The 19300-nt window shown below is 27.3% G+C and carries 20 protein-coding genes; 11 read left to right on the top strand and 9 right to left on the bottom strand.

Annotation, left to right across the window (positions count from 1 at the left end):
- Positions 1-2 precede the first annotated feature (2 nt).
- Positions 3-2279: a flagellar filament capping protein FliD gene (fliD, locus tag CCANL266_RS07040; RefSeq protein WP_172233334.1), complete on the top strand. Its 2277-nt coding sequence runs from the start codon at positions 3-5 to the stop codon at positions 2277-2279.
- 8 nt (positions 2280-2287) lie between these two features.
- Positions 2288-2665 carry a flagellar export chaperone FliS gene (gene fliS, locus CCANL266_RS07045; protein WP_172233337.1) on the top strand — a complete coding sequence of 126 codons (378 nt, stop codon included), beginning with the start codon at positions 2288-2290 and terminating at the stop codon, positions 2663-2665.
- A 167-nt stretch (positions 2666-2832) separates the two neighbouring features.
- Here fliS and CCANL266_RS07050 read toward each other — a convergent pair whose 3' ends face one another.
- Positions 2833-3492 carry a hypothetical protein gene (locus CCANL266_RS07050; RefSeq protein ID WP_172233340.1) on the bottom strand — a complete coding sequence of 220 codons (660 nt, stop codon included), beginning with the start codon at positions 3490-3492 and terminating at the stop codon, positions 2833-2835.
- A 172-nt stretch (positions 3493-3664) separates the two neighbouring features.
- On the opposite strand from CCANL266_RS07050, the gene CCANL266_RS07055 reads away from it, so the two are divergent.
- A complete protein-coding gene (locus CCANL266_RS07055) occupies positions 3665-5113 on the top strand; it encodes a DASS family sodium-coupled anion symporter (protein ID WP_172233343.1) in 1449 nt (482 codons plus the stop codon).
- A gap of 9 nt (positions 5114-5122) precedes the next feature.
- Here the strand turns inward: CCANL266_RS07055 and CCANL266_RS07060 are convergent, their stop codons facing one another.
- Genes CCANL266_RS07060 through modA form a run of 8 tightly spaced genes read right to left on the bottom strand, consistent with a single transcriptional unit; the run spans position 5123 to position 11747 of the window.
- A complete protein-coding gene (locus CCANL266_RS07060; RefSeq protein ID WP_172233346.1) occupies positions 5123-6064 on the bottom strand; it encodes an asparaginase in 942 nt (313 codons plus the stop codon).
- Positions 6057-7064 carry a uroporphyrinogen decarboxylase gene (gene hemE / locus CCANL266_RS07065; RefSeq protein ID WP_172233349.1) on the bottom strand — a complete coding sequence of 336 codons (1008 nt, stop codon included), beginning with the start codon at positions 7062-7064 and terminating at the stop codon, positions 6057-6059. Before hemE ends, CCANL266_RS07060 begins: the two co-directional genes overlap by 8 nt.
- A gap of 16 nt (positions 7065-7080) precedes the next feature.
- Positions 7081-7608 carry a YqhA family protein gene (locus tag CCANL266_RS07070; RefSeq protein ID WP_172233352.1) on the bottom strand — a complete coding sequence of 176 codons (528 nt, stop codon included), beginning with the start codon at positions 7606-7608 and terminating at the stop codon, positions 7081-7083.
- Positions 7609-7651: 43 nt separating this feature from the next.
- The gene (locus CCANL266_RS07075) at positions 7652-8434 is read right to left on the bottom strand and encodes a YihY family inner membrane protein (protein ID WP_172233355.1); all 783 of its coding nucleotides are present in this window, start codon (positions 8432-8434) and stop codon (positions 7652-7654) included.
- On the bottom strand, positions 8431-9714 hold the full coding sequence (locus tag CCANL266_RS07080; RefSeq protein ID WP_172233358.1) for an MFS transporter: 1284 nt from the start codon (positions 9712-9714) through the stop codon (positions 8431-8433). The genes CCANL266_RS07075 and CCANL266_RS07080 overlap by 4 nt, the downstream gene beginning before the upstream one ends.
- 38 nt (positions 9715-9752) lie before the next feature.
- Complete coding sequence (gene modB / locus CCANL266_RS07085; RefSeq protein WP_172233361.1) at positions 9753-10394, bottom strand: molybdate ABC transporter permease subunit; 642 nt, start codon at positions 10392-10394, stop codon at positions 9753-9755.
- Entirely contained in the window at positions 10394-11062 is a 669-nt protein-coding gene (locus tag CCANL266_RS07090) for an ATP-binding cassette domain-containing protein (protein ID WP_172233364.1), read from the bottom strand. The genes modB and CCANL266_RS07090 overlap by 1 nt, the downstream gene beginning before the upstream one ends.
- Positions 11049-11747, bottom strand: coding sequence for a molybdate ABC transporter substrate-binding protein (modA, locus tag CCANL266_RS07095; protein ID WP_172233367.1), 699 nt, complete (start codon positions 11745-11747; stop codon positions 11049-11051). The genes CCANL266_RS07090 and modA overlap by 14 nt, the downstream gene beginning before the upstream one ends.
- 141 nt (positions 11748-11888) lie before the next feature.
- Here modA and CCANL266_RS07100 point away from each other — a divergent pair, with 141 nt between their 5' ends.
- The 8 genes from CCANL266_RS07100 to CCANL266_RS07135 are packed head-to-tail and all read left to right on the top strand — an operon-like array spanning position 11889 to position 19299.
- A complete protein-coding gene (locus CCANL266_RS07100) occupies positions 11889-13058 on the top strand; it encodes a glutathionylspermidine synthase family protein (RefSeq protein WP_224316012.1) in 1170 nt (389 codons plus the stop codon).
- 2 nt (positions 13059-13060) lie between these two features.
- Positions 13061-13993 (top strand): D-2-hydroxyacid dehydrogenase, encoded by a 933-nt coding sequence (locus tag CCANL266_RS07105; RefSeq protein WP_172233373.1) that lies wholly within the window; start codon positions 13061-13063, stop codon positions 13991-13993.
- Positions 13990-14451 carry a hypothetical protein gene (locus CCANL266_RS07110; RefSeq protein ID WP_172233376.1) on the top strand — a complete coding sequence of 154 codons (462 nt, stop codon included), beginning with the start codon at positions 13990-13992 and terminating at the stop codon, positions 14449-14451. The genes CCANL266_RS07105 and CCANL266_RS07110 overlap by 4 nt, the downstream gene beginning before the upstream one ends.
- Positions 14452-14505: 54 nt before the next feature.
- The gene (locus CCANL266_RS07115; RefSeq protein WP_172233379.1) at positions 14506-14775 is read left to right on the top strand and encodes a NifU family protein; all 270 of its coding nucleotides are present in this window, start codon (positions 14506-14508) and stop codon (positions 14773-14775) included.
- On the top strand, positions 14772-16109 hold the full coding sequence (locus tag CCANL266_RS07120) for a UDP-N-acetylmuramoyl-L-alanyl-D-glutamate--2,6-diaminopimelate ligase (protein WP_172233381.1): 1338 nt from the start codon (positions 14772-14774) through the stop codon (positions 16107-16109). Before CCANL266_RS07115 ends, CCANL266_RS07120 begins: the two co-directional genes overlap by 4 nt.
- Positions 16102-16404 (top strand): YbaB/EbfC family nucleoid-associated protein, encoded by a 303-nt coding sequence (locus CCANL266_RS07125; protein ID WP_172233383.1) that lies wholly within the window; start codon positions 16102-16104, stop codon positions 16402-16404. Before CCANL266_RS07120 ends, CCANL266_RS07125 begins: the two co-directional genes overlap by 8 nt.
- Positions 16401-17432 (top strand): DUF7488 domain-containing protein, encoded by a 1032-nt coding sequence (locus CCANL266_RS07130; protein WP_172233385.1) that lies wholly within the window; start codon positions 16401-16403, stop codon positions 17430-17432. The genes CCANL266_RS07125 and CCANL266_RS07130 overlap by 4 nt, the downstream gene beginning before the upstream one ends.
- Position 17433: 1 nt before the next feature.
- Entirely contained in the window at positions 17434-19299 is a 1866-nt protein-coding gene (locus CCANL266_RS07135; protein WP_172233387.1) for a transketolase family protein, read from the top strand.
- Position 19300: the final 1 nt, after the last annotated feature.

Below are 19300 nucleotides of genomic sequence, written 5' to 3' on the forward strand. Positions count from 1 at the left end.
TAATGGCAAGTAATTTAGGTTTAATTGGCTTTGGCAGTTCTAGTACTTGGGATTTTAAAGGAATCTCTGATAAGCTAAAAGCAGCTGAACAAGGTTCTAGACTTTCTTTACCTAAAAAACAATTAAGTACAGCTCAAAATCAACAAAAAGATATAACAACTTTAGTTACTTTATTAAACACATTTAAAGCGAGTGTAAAAAATTCAATTGAGCAAACCACAGTTGGCAAACAAACAATTAAAACAAATGGAGAAAGTGCTAGTTTAAGCTTAGTTGATGGTGCAAAGCTTGATGATTTTACCATTGATGTAAAAAAACTTGCTACAAAAGACGCCTTTCAAAGTAAAGCTGTAAAAAGTGATTCACAAAGCTTATTTTCAGATATTAAAATAAAAAATAAAGATAATGAAGAGCAAGTATTTAAAGAAGGTTCTTTTAAAATTATGATTGGCAAAGAAGAATTTAATATAAAAGTAAATTCTAACGATACAATGCAAAGTTTAAAAGAAAAGTTAAATGAAGCTACAAGCACAAATTCAAAAAAACTTTCATCTTTAATTAATGTAAAGGTGCTTGATGTTGGTAATAATAGTAGCTCATTAATGATTACAAGCAAAAAAACAGGGCTTGATAATGCGATTTCATTTGATATTGTTAGCGATGAAAATAATGAAGATGCAGCAAAATTTTCAAATGCAATTTTAGAAAAATTAGGCTTTTTAGAAAATAAAAAGGTAAATGACTTAAAAAAAGATTTGCAAACAAATAAAGATAATTTAGAAAATATAAATCAGCAATTAGCAAATAATGCTTATGATGTTAAATCTTGGATTAGCTCATTAGAAAAAGAAATCAGCCTAGATGATGGTACTAAAATTAACAAAGATAGCAAGCTATCAAGTTTAAGCACTGAGCAGCTTGATAAATTATTTGATAAATTTAAAAGTGAAACTTCAAAAAACCAAGAAGAAGATGTTAAAAATTGGTTAGATGCTTTAAAATCAGGCTTTACAAAAGTAGAAATAACTTATAAAGATGGTGAAGAAAATAAAACAATTGATTTATCAAAAATAAGCGAAGAAGATTTAGCTAAAGAAGAGGTAAAAAAAGCAATTAATGATAAATTTAACGAATTACAAAAGTCAAGCTTTAACACTCAAGCTAAAATTGATAGTCTTGATGATAGTATAAAAAATAATGTTGATGTAAATCATGTTCAATATGCTCAAGATGCTTTATTTATTTATGATGGTGTAGAAGTTAGCAGAAGTTCAAATGAGATTGATGATATTAGCGTGGGTGCTACAATCAACCTTAAAAAAGAAGGAAAAACCGATTTTAGAATGGTAAATGATAATTCATCTTTACTAGAAGCTTTAAAAGATTTTGCGGATAATTACAATACCATTATAAATAATATGTCTACTTTAACAAGCTATGATGAAGAAACAAAAGAAGCAGGAGCTTTGCAAGGAATTTCAGAAGTAACAAATCTTAAAAATCAACTTTCTGCTTTAATTACCGATGTTGATTCAAAAACAAATCTTAGCCTGTCAAATCTAGGTTTTACAGTAAATAGAAGCGGGATTTTAGAATTTGATGAAAGTGTATTTAAAAAGGCTTATACTGCAAACGAAGATACTATTAAAAACTTTTTAATGGGCGAAGATGTTTATCAAAAAAACACAGTTTTAAGTCAAGAAATTAGCTTAAAACCTGATTTAAGTGATGGCGATTTAATAATAAATGGCAAAAGTATTGTTTTTAGCGATGACTTTAAAAAAAGATTAGAAGATAAAGAAAAGCCAGTTGAGCAAAAAGAATATCTTGAAGAATTAGTAAAAAGTATTAATGATGCAAAGATTGAAGGAGTTAATGCTAGTTTAATTGAAAAAGACAATAAATTTTATTTAAGTATAGCTTCTAATGGAAAAACTGATTTTACAATAAGTGGAGATTCATCAAAACTAGCTAATTTAGGCTTAAAAGAAGAAAAATTCATTTCATCAAAAACAACAAATATAGGTGTCTTTGAAAAAATCAAAAATAGCCTTGATTTACTTATTGGAAACGATGGAACCTTTACAACCTTAGAAAAAGATTATAAAGATAAAATTGACAAATTAAATAAAGAAATTGAAAAAACAACTAAAGATATAGATACGAAATTTGAAACTCTAAATAATAGATTTTCGCAATATGATGCTATGATGGCTAAATTAAGCTTACAAGAAAATCAAATTAAACAAATTATAGAGCAATCAAATAAAAAAAGTTAAGGATTAAAATGACAAGTAACGCATATTCAACTTATTCAGCAAATCATCTAGCAATAGAAAACAATGAAAAAATGATAGAAATGTTATATGAGGGCATATTAAGATTTTGTTCTCGTGCAAAAAAAGCTATTGAAAAAGATGATGTGGAACAAAAATGTATAAATATCCACAAAGCTAGTGTTATCTTTGTGGAATTATTAAATTATATTGACTTTTCTCAAGGAGATGTAAGCTATTATTTACAAGGCTTGTATTCTCATCAAATATCAACATTAAGTAAATGTATGATAGACGCAGATACTGCAAAACTAGATGAAGTTATGAAGGTTGCAAGCGGACTTTTAGAAGCTTGGCGTGAAGTAAATAATCTAAACTTAAACAACTAAAATAATCTAAGTACTACACTTAGATTATTTTGCAAATTCTAAAATATTATTTATGTTTAAAATATACAATTTAAAATAAATTATCTTAAAAATTAAAAATAAAATTACACCTATTTGCATAAAATAAAAATATTTTTACCCAAAACTTTTAAAAGCTTGGGTAAATTTTAAAATTTATAGCTTAAGGCAAGTCCTGCACTACCGCCTTTTACAATATCATTAATATAAGCAATTTTTAACCCTGTATAAATATTATTTGCAAAAGTATAACCTAAAGAAATATCAAATTCTGAAATCAACTTTTCATCTATGATGTTATTAAAATAATATTTTAAATACACACCGCCACTCATTGTAAAATTATTCTCAAACTGTTTTCTAGCAGCAAGACCTGTCTTTAAAAGCATTGAATTATTGCTGTCGTTACTTTTATCTATAATGGTATTATAGTATTTAGCTTTAGAATTTATACTAGCATAACCAAAACCAGCTAAAAATGATAAAGATACATCATTGCCAAGCAGCATTCCATAACCACCAAGAGCTGAAAAAGAATTAAAATTAGTTTTAATTCTTCCATTAATTTTTTGTAATTTAACATACATATCAAAATCACTATCAAATTCAGTATGAATAAATCTAACATCATACACAAAATGACTTTCTTCGTTTGTATAAAATTTATTTACATACAAATCAGCTCTACTAGCAAAGCTATCATCTAAATTAAGTGTATCATCAGCCACCCTACTTCCATAAATATCCAAACCAACAAAAGAACTCGCAAAAGCATTTACACAAATTAACGAAAAAGCTAATTTTTTCATAATATCTCCTAAAATAAAATAATTTGAATAATACCCCCCCAATTCTTAATAACTGCTTAAAAATAAAAATAAATATTATTAAATGGGATTAAAAGATATTAAAATTTTAATAATTATTAATTTAATCTTAAAAAAAATATATTATTTTTCTTTTTAAGAAAGTGAGGGAAAAATGCTTAAAAAATACTATAAATTTATTTTACCTATTTTAGTTGCATTAATCATATTAATAATACCTGCACCGCAAGGTTTAAGCATTAATGCGTGGATATATTTTGCTGTTTTTATGATGGTTGTTATTGGCTTAATTTTAGAGCCAATTCCTGGTGCTTTAGTTGGCTTGATTGGAGTTGGAATTTTAATTTGGTTAAAAATTGGCCCTAAGGGTTCAGGCGATGTAAATCATATTATTAGTTCAAAAGAAGCGGTAAATTGGGGTCTTGCTGGTTTTTCAAATTCTACTGTGTGGCTTATTTTTGCAGCTTTTATGCTAGGGCTTGGATACGAAAAAAGTAATCTTGGAAGAAGAATAGCATTGCTATTAGTAAAATATCTTGGCAAAATCACTCTAGGGCTTGGCTATGCTGTAGCTATTGCTGATTTAATTTTATCGCCATTTATTCCATCAAATTCAGCAAGAAGCGCGGGGATAATTTATCCTATTGTTTCAAGTATTCCACCTATGATGGGTTCTTATCCTAATGATGGAGCAAGAAAGATTGGCTCTTATTTAGTTTGGGTTGCACTAGCAAGCACTTGTGTAACAAGTTCAATGTTTTTTACTGCACTTGCACCAAATTTATTAGCTATGGAAAGTGCTGTAAAAAGTGGTTTTAGCGGAGTTACTTGGCTTGGTTGGTTTATAGCATTTGCTCCTTGTGGAATAATCTTGTTTTTGCTAACTCCGTATTTAACTTATGTTATTTATCCACCACAAATAAAAGGCTCAAAAGAAGCATCAAAATGGGCAAGTTTAGAACTTGATAAAATGGGAAAAATGAGTAAAAAAGAATACTTAATGCTCTTTTTAGCATTATTTGCTTTATTGTTTTGGATTTTTTCTAGCGTTGATGCTTGTGCTGTAGCTTTAAGTGTAATGATTGCTTTGGTTATTTTTAATATCATAACTTGGAACGATTTACTATCAAATAAAGCAGCTTGGAATATACTTGCTTGGTTTGGCTCACTGATAACTCTTGCTGGTGGCTTGAGCAATGTTGGATTTTTATCTTATATTAGTTCTATTTGTGCTGATGTTTTATCTCATTTTAATAGCAATATTGCCTTTGCTGGTATTATAATTTTATTTTATTTGTTACATTATTTCTTTGCTAGTACAACTGCTCACGTTAGTGCTTTATTGGCTTTATTTATTGCACTTAGTGCAAATATTAGCGCTATTAATCTTGATGAGATTGTTTTACTTATGTTACTTTCTTTAGGAATTATGGGAATTATTAGCCCTTATGGAACTGGACCTAGTCCTGTTTGGTTTGGAAGTGCTTACATTAGTAGTAAAGACTTTTGGAAGCTTGGCTTTATTTTTGGAATGATTTATTTAATTATATTTTTAATTATTTGCATTCCTTGGGTTAGTTTTGCGCATTCTATTATTTTTTAAGCTTTATGCTTAAAAAATAATATTATCTTTAGTAAATAACTCTTTTAAATCTATGTTATTTTCTAGTGCTAAAAGAGTTAGAATTCTTGCTTTAACATCACTTATAAAAGCACTCATAATAACCCCATTTTCTCTTAAAGATATCTCAGCACCCAAATAAGCGTAAGTATTAAAGCCTGTCTTTCCACTCTCGCAGCGACTTGCCATTATTAAAGGTTTTTTAATATTTTTTATATATTTCATATGTCTTTGCATAAGATGCCCTGCTCCATAACCGCTAAAAACTAAAGCATCATAATTATTTAAATAATATTCTAAAATATCATCATCACAATCAAGGCATAGCTTTAAAAGCCCTACTTTTTTGCTAATTTTTTTAGGGCTATTAAATAAATATCTTTTAATATTATCCTTATAAAAATAAGCCTTACCCTCAATAACCTTCCCAACTAAACCAAAATCAAAAGAGGTAAAGGTATCAAGGCTAAAAGTATTACTTTTGTGTATAAAATTTGCTGAATGTATGCAAGAATTTAAAACACAAAGCACACCTAAATCTTTATTTATAGCGCTTTTTGCAGTTATAATTGCATCATTTATATTTGCTAAACAATCACTTCCAAGTTGGCTTGAATGCTTCATTGCAGCACAAAAAACAATAGGAATTTTACTTTTCCAAAGTGATTGTATAAAAAATGCACTCTCTTCAAGGGTATCAGTACCTTGAGTTATAATAATTGCCTTTGAACCTTTATTTACTTCTTCTTTAGCAAGTTCTAAAAGCTCTAAAAGCATAGAAAAAGTTATATTAGGACTTGCTATATTGCTAAAAGTAATTGCTCTTATATCTTTGAATTCTTTTGCTAAATCTTGAGCATTTAGGCTTGGCAAAGCACCATTTTTATCACTTGTCATTGAAATGGTGCCACCTAAAGAAATTAAACTAAGCATTTCTTACTTGCTCTATTAAATAATGCACATTTTCAATAGGGATATCAGGTAAAATTCCATGACCTAAATTAAAAATATGTGCTTTATTTTGTTCTTTTAAAGCATTTTTAATAGCTAAAACTCCATCTTTAATTGCTTGTTTGCTATAAAGTCTGCAAGGCTCTAAATTGCCTTGTAAAACACAGTCTTTTTTAAATGCAAGTTGTAATGGTGTACTCCAGTCAATTCCTAAAACATCAATATAAGCAGTATTTAAGCATTCAATAAAGCCTCCAACTCCTTTTGGAAAGGCTATTATTGGTATTGATGGATTTTTTTGCTTTAGGCTTTTTGCTATTTTTTCAATGTAAGCCCAAGAAAATTCTAAATAAGCACTAGGCTCAAGCGCACTTGCCCAGCTATCAAAAATCTGAATCGCATTAGCACCAGCGTCAATTTGCTTTTGTAAATATTCACATAAAACAATACTTATTCTCTCAAGTAAGGAGTGCATTAATTCTGGGTTTTGATAAAGCATTTTTTTACTTTTTGTATAAGTTTTACTTCCTTTTGCTTCTATCATATAAGTTGCTAAGGTCCAAGGTGCGCCACAAAAACCTATTAATGCTTTATCTTTTGCTAGGGTATCTCTTGTAAGTTTTATTGCATCATAAACATAAGTTAATTTATTTGCAGCGTTTAAATCAAGCTTATTTACATCATTAATATCAGTAATTACATCATTAAATACAGGTCCTTCACCAGCTTGAAATTCCAAAGAAAGTCCCATTTCATTAGGTACAACTAAGATATCAGAAAATATAATAGCAGCATCAAAGTCAAAACGAGTTATAGGTTGAATTGTAACCTCACTAGCCTTTTTATAATCTTTACATAATGATAAAAAATCTCCTGCTAAATTGCGTACTTGCATATATTCAGGTAAATATCTTCCTGCTTGACGCATAAGCCATATTGGCATAATTTGTTCTTCATTAAAACAAGCTTTAATAAAACGCATTTTCTCTCCTTTTTAATTATTTATGCTTTTCTTCTTTTTTATGGTCGCTTTTGTGTAATGCCCATAAACCAACGCATACTACTAAAATACTTAAAGCTAAATATAGCATATCCATTGTTGATGCAAATTTCAAATTTAAAGCGTGTTGAAAAAAATTAACTATTAAAACCATAATAATTACTTTGCCAAGCTTATCTTTTAACTCATCTAAACTATGAACTTCTAGTACTCTGCTTTGCTTGTATTGTTTAAATTCTTCAACCTCGCTAATAAATAATTCGTAAATCCCAAAAGAAAAAATATAAAAAACTAAAGCCATTAAATACAAATCCACAGCTCCAACAATCTTACTTACAGCAACTTCATGTATATCCATATCAGCAGGATGTTTTGTGTAATAAACAATAACATCTTTAATTACAGAATAAACATCAAAAGATGCAATAAAAAACAAAACAAAGGCTCCAATTAAACCAAATATTACTGGTAAAATAGTAATAAGCCTACTTTTAATTAGTAATTTTTCAAAGTATTTTTCAATCATTTTCTTCCTTAAAAGTTATTAAAAAAACACATTATAAAAACTTTTATTTAACATTTTGACTAAAAATACTACATACTTTTATGCCATTTAAATAAATAATCCAAGAAAAATAAACCCAAATAAAAAAGAATAATAATGCTGCAAAACCACCGTATAAACTAGTATAAACTTTATTGTATGAAACATAAATAATAAAGGCATTTTTAAAAATATACCAAATGCTTGAAGTTGCCAAGCTAACAATTAAACTTACTTTAATTTTAATTTGTTTATTTATTGAAATATGAAAACACAAAAAAAACATAAACCATATAATCAAAAAAGGCAAAAAAGATAAAAAATTAAAAGAAATATTTAATATATCTAAATAATTTTGAATTTTATAAGAAAGAAAAAAAGAAGCAAATAATGCAAGTGGAGCAAGGGTTATTAAACTCCAATAAATGCTAAGACAAGCAAAAAAGCTTCTTTTTGTACTATTTGAAATTTTTGAAATAATGTTTTCATAAGAATTAAAAAAAACAAATAAAGCAAAAACCATAGCAATGATACCAAAGGCATCAAGCTTATTAGAATTTGCTAAAAATTCTTGCAAATAGGCTATATTTACATTTTGTTCATTAGGTAAAATTAACTTTATTAAAAAAGTGCTAATTTGTGTGCTTTGTTCTTTGTAATTTGGTAAATTTGCAAAAATAAAAAAACTCAAACTAAGCAAAGGAACAATATTTAAAATAGTATAAAAAGATAAAGAACTTGCATAAGTTAAAATGCTTTTATCCTTAGTTGCAAATAATAATTTAAATAATTCTATAACTTTTTTCACTTTACTAGCCTTAATAACTCTTCACTTGATATTTTCTTACTGTTATATTTAACAAGATAGTAATCATTCTTAAAATTAACATCTATTACAAATTCATTATTTTTTATCTTGTCATTTATTTTATCTATTTTAAGATTTTTAAAGTCATTTGGATTATCCATAGAGCTTAATAAATAAAACCAAACAATGCAAAATATAATTTCAAGTATTAAAAATAATTTAAAACCTAAAAAGTCAAAATGTGTAAAAATACCAGCAAATAACGCTCCGCTAAAAGAGCCAAAATACCCGCACGAATTTGCAAAACCTAAACACAAACCCTTTTGCCTTGCTTTGCAAATTTTAGATATTGAGCTTTGCATAATAGGTTCGTGAATGCAAAAAGCACAAAAATACACAACAACAGCAAGTAAATAAAAAATAAAGTTATTAAGTAAAAACAAGGCTAAAGAAAGTATAAATAAAGCAATTCCGCTAAGCAAAATTGTCTTACTTTTACCCTTAGATTCGCCAACAACTCCACCAACTCCCATAGCTAAAAAACCAAAAAATATTGCAAGTACATAAAGCATCCATAAATTATTTTTATCTTGCGAGTAAGTATTTACAAAGGCTAAAGGGATATAAAAAAATGTGCTTGAACTTAGCATTTTTTGCAAATAGCATGTAAGATATAATTTATTTAGATTTTTACTTGTAAAGGCTAATTTAAAGGGGATTTTTTCAGCAATGATTATTTGTTTTTCTTTAGGTAAAATAAATAAAGCAAGTATGCAAAGTATGCTTAAAATAGCACTTAAATCAAAAAGTGATTTTAAGCCAAAAAACTTAGCCATTAAAGGTCCAACAACCATTGCAGCAGCAAAGCTCATACCAATAGCACCGCCCATAATAGCCATTGCTTTTGCTCTATCCTTTTCGCTTGTTAAATCAGCTATCATAGCAGTAGCAACACCACCAATAGCACCAATACCTTGTATCATTCTACCAAGTAACATTGTATAAATATCATCAGCATAAGAGCAAATAAATGAACCAATTATAAATATAATTAAACCAAGCAGCATAGTTTTTTTTCTACCTATTTTATCGCTTAAAGTACCAAACGGTAGTGAAAAAATCATTTGAAAAATAGCATAAATACCAACTATTAAACCTGTGCTAAATTCACTCGCTCCTTTTAAGCTAGAGCTATAAAGTGATATAACTGGTAAAACAATAAATAAACCAAAAAACCTACTTGCAATAATCAAGCTTAAAATAATAGTATTTTTATTCATAACCTAATTTCCTTTCGGTTAATTTTAATCCTATTTCTTTATTTTTTAATAAACTGCATTATAAAAAGAATACAAAATGATATTAATAATAATATTAAAGCAATATCGTTTGCCCTTGCATAATCAAGGTTTTCAATGGCTTCAAAAATCTCAATTGAAGCAACCTTAGTCTGCCCTACTTTAGAGCCACCAATCATCATAATAACGCCAAATTCGCCCATTGTGTGGGCAAAAGACATAACAATTGCACTAATTAAACTCCTTTTTACACAAGGCAAACAAAGTCTAAAAATAATTAAAGAAGTGCTTTTACCCAATAAAAAAGCTCTTTCGTATAAAGATTTAGGCAATTGAGAAAATGCTGAATATAGTGGATTAAACATAAAAGGTAAAGAATAAATACAAGATGCAAATAAAATAGCCTTAAAATTAAATACAAAACTTATGTCAAAACTTGCTAAAAACCTTCCTAGTGCATTGTTTGGAGAAAATAAAATAAGTAAATAAAATCCTAAAGCAGTAGGCGGCAATACTAAAGGCAAAGAAATAAAAGCTAAAAATACTTTCTTTAAAAAAAATTCCTTCCTTGCTAAAAAATAAGCAGGATAAATACACAAAAATAGCAAAATCAAAGTACTTAAAAAAGCTAATTTTAAAGATAATAAAATACTTTCATACATTATATTTTTCCTATTTTTTCTTTTTTAAATTCTTGCTTTGTGTAAGTTTTTTTATTTTTTCCATCTTCTATTTCATAAATCACATCTGCTAAAGAATAAATCTCGTATTTTGAATGAGATACAAAAATTATTTTATTTTTAAATTCTTTATTAATTTTTACAATAAATTTCATTAAAATTTCTTTATTATCATCATCTAAAGCGCTAAAAGGCTCATCAAGTAAAATAAATTCGCTATTTTTAGCCAATGCACAAAGCAAGGCTAATCTTTGTCTTTGCCCACCGCTTAAATTCTCTACCTTTTCATATCTTAAATGTCTTAAATTTGCTAATCTTAAAAGATATAAAAAATATTTTTTTTCCTTAAAACTTAGATATTTTTTCAAATAATATTTAATTTCATCTTTAAGCGTTTTTGTGGTTGAAAAGACAATATTTTCCCAAACATTAAAATTAGTAAACACACTATTATCTTGAAATAAAAAAGCAAGTTTTTCTTTATCAATTAAAGCCTTAGAATTAAGCCCAGCTAAGGCTCTTAAAACAGTACTTTTACCGCTACCACTTCTACCAAAAATACACACAATTTGTGCATTTTTAATAGAAAATGTAAAATCAACATCAAAATTAGAAAAAGAATGCTTTATGTAAAAATTATTTATATCCATATTCTTTAAAAATCGCCTTTGCTTCTTTGCTTAAAATAAAATCATAAAAATCTTTAGCACTTTTATTATCGCTTATAACAATCATTGATTGAAGGATAGGAGTATATAATTTTTCATCAACAATTAACATATTTTCATCTTTATAACCCATTTTTAATAATTGCTTTTTACTTGATGCTGCTATAAAACCATACTCACAAGCTGATAGTGTTTGAGATAAGGTATTTGCTATTGAACTTGCATAAATTACGCTTTTTGTATAATCAAAATTTAGCTTTTTTAATACTTCTATAGCAGCAGCTCCATAAGGCGCACTTTTAGGATTAGCAACAGCTATACACTTAGCATTTTTTAAGTCGTTTAAACTAGCTTTTTTATTTGGTGCAAATAGCATTAAAAGCCCTTGCGTATAAATACTTGCTTTATTTTTAGTAAGTCCTTCTAAATCTTTTGCAAAATCACTATTTGCTGATAAAAAAATATCAAATTTTGCGCCATTTTTTATTTGTGAATTAAATGTACCTGATGAGCCTGTATTTACTTGTATTTTTACATCAGGATAATGTTTTAAAAAGGCGTTTTTTATATCTTCTAATGGATAAGAAATATTAGCAGCTGCAGCTACGCTTAATTCTTGTGCTAAAGCAAAAGCACAAAAAACAACACTTAATAATATTTTTTTCATTTTTTCTCCTTTTAATATATAAAAAATTATATAATAATATCTATTAATATTTAGTATTATTTTAAAAATAATATATATTTTTTTATATAAAGTATAAATTATTTTGTTTTTTATTCCTTGTTATAATATTTTAAATAAGGAGTGAAAATGAAAAAAATACAAATTTTTAATAAAGAAGAATTAGAAAATATGGGGCTTACTTGGCATACAAATGCCGATAAAAGCAACTATTTAAGCGATAATCTAGTACAAATTACACCTAAAGAAGCGAACGATTTTTATGAAGCAGCAAACACTTTATATGATATGTATTGCGAGTGTGCTCAATATATTTTAGATAATGATTTATTAGACGAATTACAAATTCCTGTTTCTTTGCAAGAAGTTGTAAAATTATCTTGGCAAAACGATGTGCATTGGCATTTATATTCAAGATTTGATTTTGCAGGTGGTGTAAATAATATTCCAATAAAACTTTTAGAATTCAATGCAAACACCCCTACAAGTTTATTTGAAACCTTAATAATACAACACGAATTACTGAAAAAAAACAACATAAATCCTGATTTACAATTTAATACAGGCTATGAAGCTATTTGCAATAATTTTAAGCGTTTAGTAACATTAGATGAAAGTGTTGAAGAATTTGATAAATTATATGATGGGTGGAAAATACTTTTTACTAGCGTAAAAGATAGCGAAGAAGAACTAACTACAAGATTATTAATGCAAATTGCAATAGACGCTGGTTTTAAATGCGAATTTTCTTATATTGAAAATGTGCAATTTAGCGAAGAAGGTGTATTTTTAGATGATGAAAATTACGAATTTTGCTTTATGTTAATTCCTTGGGAAAGTATTGCAATTGAAGAAGATGAATTAGCATATTTACTAACAAAAATGATAAAAAATCAAAAAGCAATAATCTTAAATCCAGCTTATACTTTAATCTTTCAAAGTAAGGGAATTTTAAAATATTTATGGCAATTATTTCCTAATCATCCTTTATTGCTAAAAGCTGATACAAAAATGCTTGAAGGAATAAAATGTGTAAAAAAACCATTCTTTGGTAGAGAAGGAGCAAATGTTACGATTTTTAACGAAAAAGGAGAAATTATAGCAGAAAATGATGGAGAATACGAAAATAATGCTTTTATTTACCAAGAATTTGCAGATACATTAGAATATGAAGGTCAAAGCTATCAAGCAGGAGTGTTTTTTGCTTATGAAGCTTGTGCTTTAGGCTTTAGAAAAGGTGGAAAAATTATTAATAATTATTCATCTTTTGCAGCTCATATGATAAAGGATTAAAAATGAAAATTGTATTTTTAGATGCGGCAACCTTAGGTAAAAGCGACATTAGTGCTTTTAAAGAATTTGGTGAAGTAATAAGCTATGATTTAACTAAAAAAGAAGATGTTTTAAAAAATATCGCTGATGCTAGTGTAATAGTTGTTAATAAGGTAATAATTAATGAAGAAATTATGCAAAATGCAAAGAATTTAAAACTTATTTTAGTTAGTGCAACTGGTACAAATAACATTGATTTACAAGCAGCAAAAAGATTAAATATAAGTGTTAAAAATGTAGCTGGATACAGTACAAATAGTGTTGTGCAGCACACTTTTGCCTTATTATTTTCTTTTTTAAATCACATAACTTATTATAATGATTTTACTAAAAATAAAAAATGGTGCGATAGCGATATATTTTGTGATTTTTCAAGAAGAACTAGCGATTTAAACGGTAAAAATTATGGAATTATTGGACTTGGAAATATTGGAAAAAAAGTTGCTAGTATTGCTAGCTGCTTTGGTGCTAATGTGTTTTATACAAGTCTTAGCGGACAAAATAACAATAGCGATTACAAGCAAGTTAGTTTAGAATATTTACTAAAAAATAGCGATATTATAAGCATTCATAGTCCTTTAAATGAAAAATCAAAAAATCTAATTACAAAAAAAGAATTTGACTTAATGAAAGATGAAAGCATTATTTTAAATCTTGGTAGGGGTATGATTATAAATGAAGCTGATTTAGCTAAGGCAATTGATAATAAAAATATTAAAGCAGGATTAGATGTATTAGAATACGAACCAATGGATAAAAACAACCCTTTATTTAACATAAAAAATAAAGAAAATTTAATCATAACTCCGCATATTGCTTGGGCAAGCATTCAAAGTGTTGATAGATTAATTGCTATGATGGTTGAAAATCTTAAAGAATTTTTAAAAGAACAATGAAGTATTTTTTAGTTTTTTTACTTATATTTTTTAGCGCTTGTGCAAAAGAAAGCACAAGCCTAAAAACCAGCACAGCTAAAGTTATTTTTAAATCTCAAAATATAAAATTTAAAGGCTCAAGCTTTATTAATGAAGATAAAAAAAATTATATTTTAGATGTTTATTCAAGCTCTAAGGCAATTGCAAAGATAAAAATTAACAATAAGTATATTTGCTTTAATGATAAATGTTATTTAAAACATAGCTTTAATTTGTATTTTTTTAAATACAATTTTTACGATGAATTATTAGAAGATATTTTAAAATGTAATAGTATTTTTTATAAAAAAAATATAACTTATAATGAAAAAGATTTTGTACAAAAAATAAAAGTAGATAATACTTATTTAGATTTTAAAAAAGAAAAAAACACTTGTGAATTTTCTTTTAAAGATATTTATATAAAAATGATTTATTAATATACATAATTAAACATTTATTTTAATTTTGCAAAATAACAAAAAGGAAGCAAAATGATATTTAGTGATGAAGAATTATATATGCCTTGCAAAGCAGTTTTAGATGATTGCTTGCATATTTTACATAAAGATGGCGGTGATTTAAACTTTTTAGGTGTTAAAAATCAAGTAGTTTATATTCAATTACTTGGAGCTTGCAATGGTTGCAGTGCAGCAAATATAACATTAAAATTTAGTTTAGAAAAAGCCTTAAAAGAGCAAATTAGCAACGAGCTTAGCATTGTAAATCTTACAGGTGGTAAAGAGGAGTTTGACGCTTTATGAAAGTACAATTAGAAAATAATTTTATTAGCGACAATTCAAAAGAATGTGAAAAAGGCTGTTATTTTTTATTAGATAACAATAATAAAGCATATCTTGATGAAGCAAAAGCAAAAGAAGCAATTATTATTGATGAAAAAAAAGCAAGAGAGTTGTTAAATATAGATGAAAATATAAAAATAATTGCAATAACTGGTACAAATGGTAAAACCACTTCAGCCGCTTTAATTTACTCAATGCTTTTAGATTTAGGTTATAAAGTATTTTTAAGTGGGACTAGAGGTGCATTTTGTAATGATGTTCAAGTAGCACAAAAAAAATTAACCACTCCGTTTTTACTTGAGTTTTTATACTTTTTGCAGATTGCAAGTAAAAATCACTGTGAATATTTTGTAATGGAAGCAAGTTCTCATTCTATTGCACAACAGCGTTTTGCAGATGCAAAATTTTGTGCAAAGATTTATACAAATTTAACTCAAGACCATCTTGATTATCACAAAAGTTTTGAAGAATACGCAAGGGTTAAAGCATCTTTTTTTCAAGATGATTGCTTAAAAATTATAAATAATGACGCTTTTAAATTTACTTATAATGTAAAAAATTCTATCACTTACGGCATTGATAACCCCGCACTTTATAGCGTTAAAGCTTATAGTATAAAAGATAAAATAACTGCAATAATTAGTAAAAAAGATGAGCTTTTTGAAATATCATCTAATCTTTGTGGTTTATTTAACTTATATAATATTTTATGTGCTTTTGCTTGTGTTAATGAGCTTACAAAAGAAGGAAAAAAAGCAGCTCAATATATAAATAACTTTCTAGGAGTAAAAGGTAGAATGCAAGAAATTATTCATAATGATGAAAATCGTGGAAAAATAATAATTGATTTTGCACATACTCCAGATGGAATTAGCAATGTATTAAGCGCATTAGCTACAAAAAATATAATTTGCGTTTTAGGCGCAGGTGGAAATAGAGATAAAAGCAAAAGAAGCCCTATGGCTAAAATAGCTAGTCATTTTAGCAAAAATGTAATTTTAACAAGCGATAATCCAAGAGATGAAGAACCGCTTTTTATAATTTCTGATATGCTTAGTGATTTAGATGAAAACGAATTAAAAAACATAAGCGTTTGCATAGATAGAAAAGAAGCTATTTACAAGGCTTTAAGAATGCAAAATGATGAAATTGTAATGATTTTAGGTAAGGGAGATGAAAGCACTCAAGAAATAAAAGGTATAAAATATGATTTTAGTGATGAAAATGAAGTGTATAATGCCTTAGAAAAAATCAAACTTGAAGAAGAAAAAAGAAAGGAAAAAGGTTATGTTTAAAGATTTTGATTTATCTAAAATGCAAGAAATGCTTGAAAATGTCCAGCAAAAAGCAAAAGAATTTGAAGATGAATTAGAAAAAAAAGAATTTTGCGCAAGTAGCGGTGCTGGAATGTGCAAAGTAAAGGTAAATGCGAAATTTCAAATCTTAGATATAAGCATTGATGATGAGCTTTTAAACGATAAATCTTCAATGCAAATTCTCTTAATTTCAGCATTAAATGATGCGTTAAAACAAGCTTCTAATAGTACAAAAGATATGGCTACAAATATGTTTTTTAAGGCTGGGCAATGAAAAAGTTGATTTTTTTACTAAGTTTTAGCTTTCTTGCTTATGCTGTTGAAAGACCAACCTTTAATGATTTTTTAGCTTGTTATGAAAAAAATAAAGCCGCTGAATTAACTTATGAAGGCTTGCCTGCTTTTGTACTTGATGAAAACCTTTTAGCAGTAGTTAAATTAGCAAATACAAAATTAAATTCTTATGTAAAATACGACCCTTTTTTAAACCTTTACTTAGTTAGAACTGATTTTTCTTTAATTAAACCTGAATTTGGCGATGAAAATGAAAAAAACAGAAATGATTGGCTAGGAATTTTAGATGCAAAAAAAGAATATATTGGGCATTTAAAATATTTAGGACTTGATTTAAGTGAAAGAGACAAATTAGACTTTAAAAGCAAAATCGGCTTACTTAGCTCTCCTTGCTGCAAAATTATAGGAATTGCTTTAAATAATGGTGATTTCATTGGCAATAGATACTTAAATCACTTTAAAAAATATAATGAAGTGTATTGGGGTGATATTGGTGCAAGTTTTACACAAAAAGGAGATAGATATTTTGTTTCATCAGTTACAACTAATACGAGTTTTCGTATAAATGATGAAATTTTAAGTGTTGATGATAAGCCTGTAAATTCATTAAGAGAACTTAATGAAAGAGTGCTTTTTGCACCAAATCAAAGTACTATTTATTTTAAAATTTTAAGAGATAATGAAGAAATTAATTTAAGCATCTTAGTAAGTCCTAAAATTTATAAACAAGAAGTTTTAAAAACTGTAAAACAAGTAAATAAAGCACAAGTTTATAATTCTTTAGGAATAATTTTAGATAACAATCTAAAAGTAATAAAAAGCAATAATGCTAATTTTAAAATAGGAGATGTAATTTTAAGAGTAAATAATATCTTAGTAAATAATAAAGAACACTTTGCACGATTAAGTGCTATGAATAATCCATTAAATATCTTAATTTCAAGACATATTCAAGATGAAGATAAAATGGGAGATTTTCAATTTTTTATAACTATAAACAAGGACTAATATGAATTATCAAAAAATTTCTAACAATTTAAAATTTTTAAGCGTTGATATGATTAATAAGGCAAATAGTGGTCACCCAGGTGTGTGTATGGGACTTAGCGATATTTTAAGCGTTTTAAGCACTCATTTAAATATAAGCAAGGATTATCCAGAGCATTTAAACCGTGATAGATTAATATTTTCAGGCGGACATGCAAGTGCATTGCTTTATTCATTTTTACATCTTAGCGGATTTGATATTAGCTTAGATGAACTTAAAAATTTTCGTCAATTAGGCTCAAAAACACCAGGTCATCCTGAAATAACAACCCAAGGTGTAGAAATAGCAACAGGGCCACTAGGTCAAGGTATTGCAAATGCTGTTGGTTATGCTATGGCGATTAAATTTATAAATTCACAATTAAATCAGGCTTTAAGTTCTAAAGTTTATTGTCTTTGTGGAGATGGAGATTTACAAGAAGGTATTAGTTATGAAGCACTTTCTTTAGCTCAAAGTCAAAAATTAAATAATCTAATTTTAATTTATGATTGCAATAAAATAAGCATTGAAGGTAAAACAAACATAACTTTTAATGAAGATATAAAAGCTAGATTTAGTAGCATTGATTTTATGGTAATTGAGATAAATGGACACGATTATGAGCAAATAAATCAAGCCTTACTCAGTGCAAAAAATGCTAACAAGGCTGTTTTAATCTTGGCAAATACAAACATAGCAAATGGAGCTTTAGAACTGCAAGGAAGTGAAAAATCGCACGGAGCACCTTTAGGAGAAGAATTAAGCATTAGAGCAAAGCAAAATGCAGCTTATCCTGTAGAAGAATTTTATATTGATTTAGAAGTAAAAGAAGAATTAGCAAAAATGAGCGCAAGAGCAAATGAAATTTTTACTAATTTTAAAGTAGAAAATAATGATTTTTACAAAGCTTTAAACGGAGAAATTAAATACGATTTAAGCAAAATTGACTTAAATAAAATGGATGCAACTAGAAATACAAATGAAATTATTTTAAACGAATTAGCAAATTCTATCCCTACTTTTTTAGGTGGAAGTGCTGATTTAGCACCATCTAATAAAACAAATTTAAAAGCCTTTGCAAGCTTTAACGAAAATGGTAAAAATATACATTTTGGTATTAGAGAACACGCAATGGCAGCTATTATAAACGCTTTTGCAAGATGTAATCTATTAGCCTTTTGTGCTACTTTTTTAGTATTTAGCGATTATTTAAAACCAGCTTTAAGACTTAGCGCTTTGATGAAACTTAAGAATTTTTATATTTTTTCTCATGATAGTATTGGAGTTGGAGAAGACGGACCAACACATCAACCAATAGAGCAATTAAGCACCTTAAGAAATATCCCTAATTTACTTACCTTCCGCCCTGCTTGTATGGCTGAAAATATTGCAGCTTGGCAAATTGCACTAAAACATCAATCTCCAAGTGCCTTTGTACTTTCAAGGTCAAATACAAATTATGCGATAAATTACATTCCTGATATTTCAAATGGGGTTTATTTTGCTTATGAAATAAAAGATTATACGCATTTAATTATTTCAAGCGGTAGCGAAGTAAAACTTGCTATTGATGTTGCAAAAATTCTTAATGAAAAAGGTATAAAAACAAGTGTTTTATCTATGCCTTGCTTTAATTTATTTGATAAAGCTAGTTGTGAATTTAAAAATAAAATTTTAAAAGATAAAAAGGTAATAGCAATAGAAGCTGCTGCAAGTAATGAGCTTTACAAATATGCAAGCAAGTGCTTTTTAATGCAAAGTTTTGGAGAAAGTGCAAAAGAAAAAGATGTGTTTAAACATTTTGGTTTTGAAGCAGATAAAATTGCTAATGAAATTATAAAGGCATAAA

It is taken from the genome of Campylobacter canadensis, from assembly GCF_013177655.1.
In the GTDB taxonomy this organism is placed as follows: domain Bacteria; phylum Campylobacterota; class Campylobacteria; order Campylobacterales; family Campylobacteraceae; genus Campylobacter_E; species Campylobacter_E canadensis.

Excerpts from the sequence above, each read along its gene's own strand:
- fliS (WP_172233337.1), top strand. The coding sequence starts at position 2,288 with ATGACAAGTAACGCATATTCAACTTATTCAGCAAATCATCTAGCAATA.
- CCANL266_RS07055 (WP_172233343.1), top strand. The coding sequence starts at position 3,665 with ATGCTTAAAAAATACTATAAATTTATTTTACCTATTTTAGTTGCATTA.
- CCANL266_RS07080 (WP_172233358.1), bottom strand. The coding sequence starts at position 9,714 with ATGAATAAAAATACTATTATTTTAAGCTTGATTATTGCAAGTAGGTTT.
- fliD (WP_172233334.1), top strand. The coding sequence starts at position 3 with ATGGCAAGTAATTTAGGTTTAATTGGCTTTGGCAGTTCTAGTACTTGG.
- CCANL266_RS07090 (WP_172233364.1), bottom strand. The coding sequence starts at position 11,062 with ATGGATATAAATAATTTTTACATAAAGCATTCTTTTTCTAATTTTGAT.
- modA (WP_172233367.1), bottom strand. The coding sequence starts at position 11,747 with ATGAAAAAAATATTATTAAGTGTTGTTTTTTGTGCTTTTGCTTTAGCA.
- modB (WP_172233361.1), bottom strand. The coding sequence starts at position 10,394 with ATGTATGAAAGTATTTTATTATCTTTAAAATTAGCTTTTTTAAGTACT.
- CCANL266_RS07130 (WP_172233385.1), top strand. The coding sequence starts at position 16,401 with ATGAAAAAGTTGATTTTTTTACTAAGTTTTAGCTTTCTTGCTTATGCT.
- CCANL266_RS07125 (WP_172233383.1), top strand. The coding sequence starts at position 16,102 with ATGTTTAAAGATTTTGATTTATCTAAAATGCAAGAAATGCTTGAAAAT.
- CCANL266_RS07070 (WP_172233352.1), bottom strand. The coding sequence starts at position 7,608 with ATGATTGAAAAATACTTTGAAAAATTACTAATTAAAAGTAGGCTTATT.
- CCANL266_RS07115 (WP_172233379.1), top strand. The coding sequence starts at position 14,506 with ATGATATTTAGTGATGAAGAATTATATATGCCTTGCAAAGCAGTTTTA.
- CCANL266_RS07110 (WP_172233376.1), top strand. The coding sequence starts at position 13,990 with ATGAAGTATTTTTTAGTTTTTTTACTTATATTTTTTAGCGCTTGTGCA.
- CCANL266_RS07050 (WP_172233340.1), bottom strand. The coding sequence starts at position 3,492 with ATGAAAAAATTAGCTTTTTCGTTAATTTGTGTAAATGCTTTTGCGAGT.
- hemE (WP_172233349.1), bottom strand. The coding sequence starts at position 7,064 with ATGCGTTTTATTAAAGCTTGTTTTAATGAAGAACAAATTATGCCAATA.
- CCANL266_RS07120 (WP_172233381.1), top strand. The coding sequence starts at position 14,772 with ATGAAAGTACAATTAGAAAATAATTTTATTAGCGACAATTCAAAAGAA.
- CCANL266_RS07135 (WP_172233387.1), top strand. The coding sequence starts at position 17,434 with ATGAATTATCAAAAAATTTCTAACAATTTAAAATTTTTAAGCGTTGAT.
- CCANL266_RS07060 (WP_172233346.1), bottom strand. The coding sequence starts at position 6,064 with ATGCTTAGTTTAATTTCTTTAGGTGGCACCATTTCAATGACAAGTGAT.
- CCANL266_RS07105 (WP_172233373.1), top strand. The coding sequence starts at position 13,061 with ATGAAAATTGTATTTTTAGATGCGGCAACCTTAGGTAAAAGCGACATT.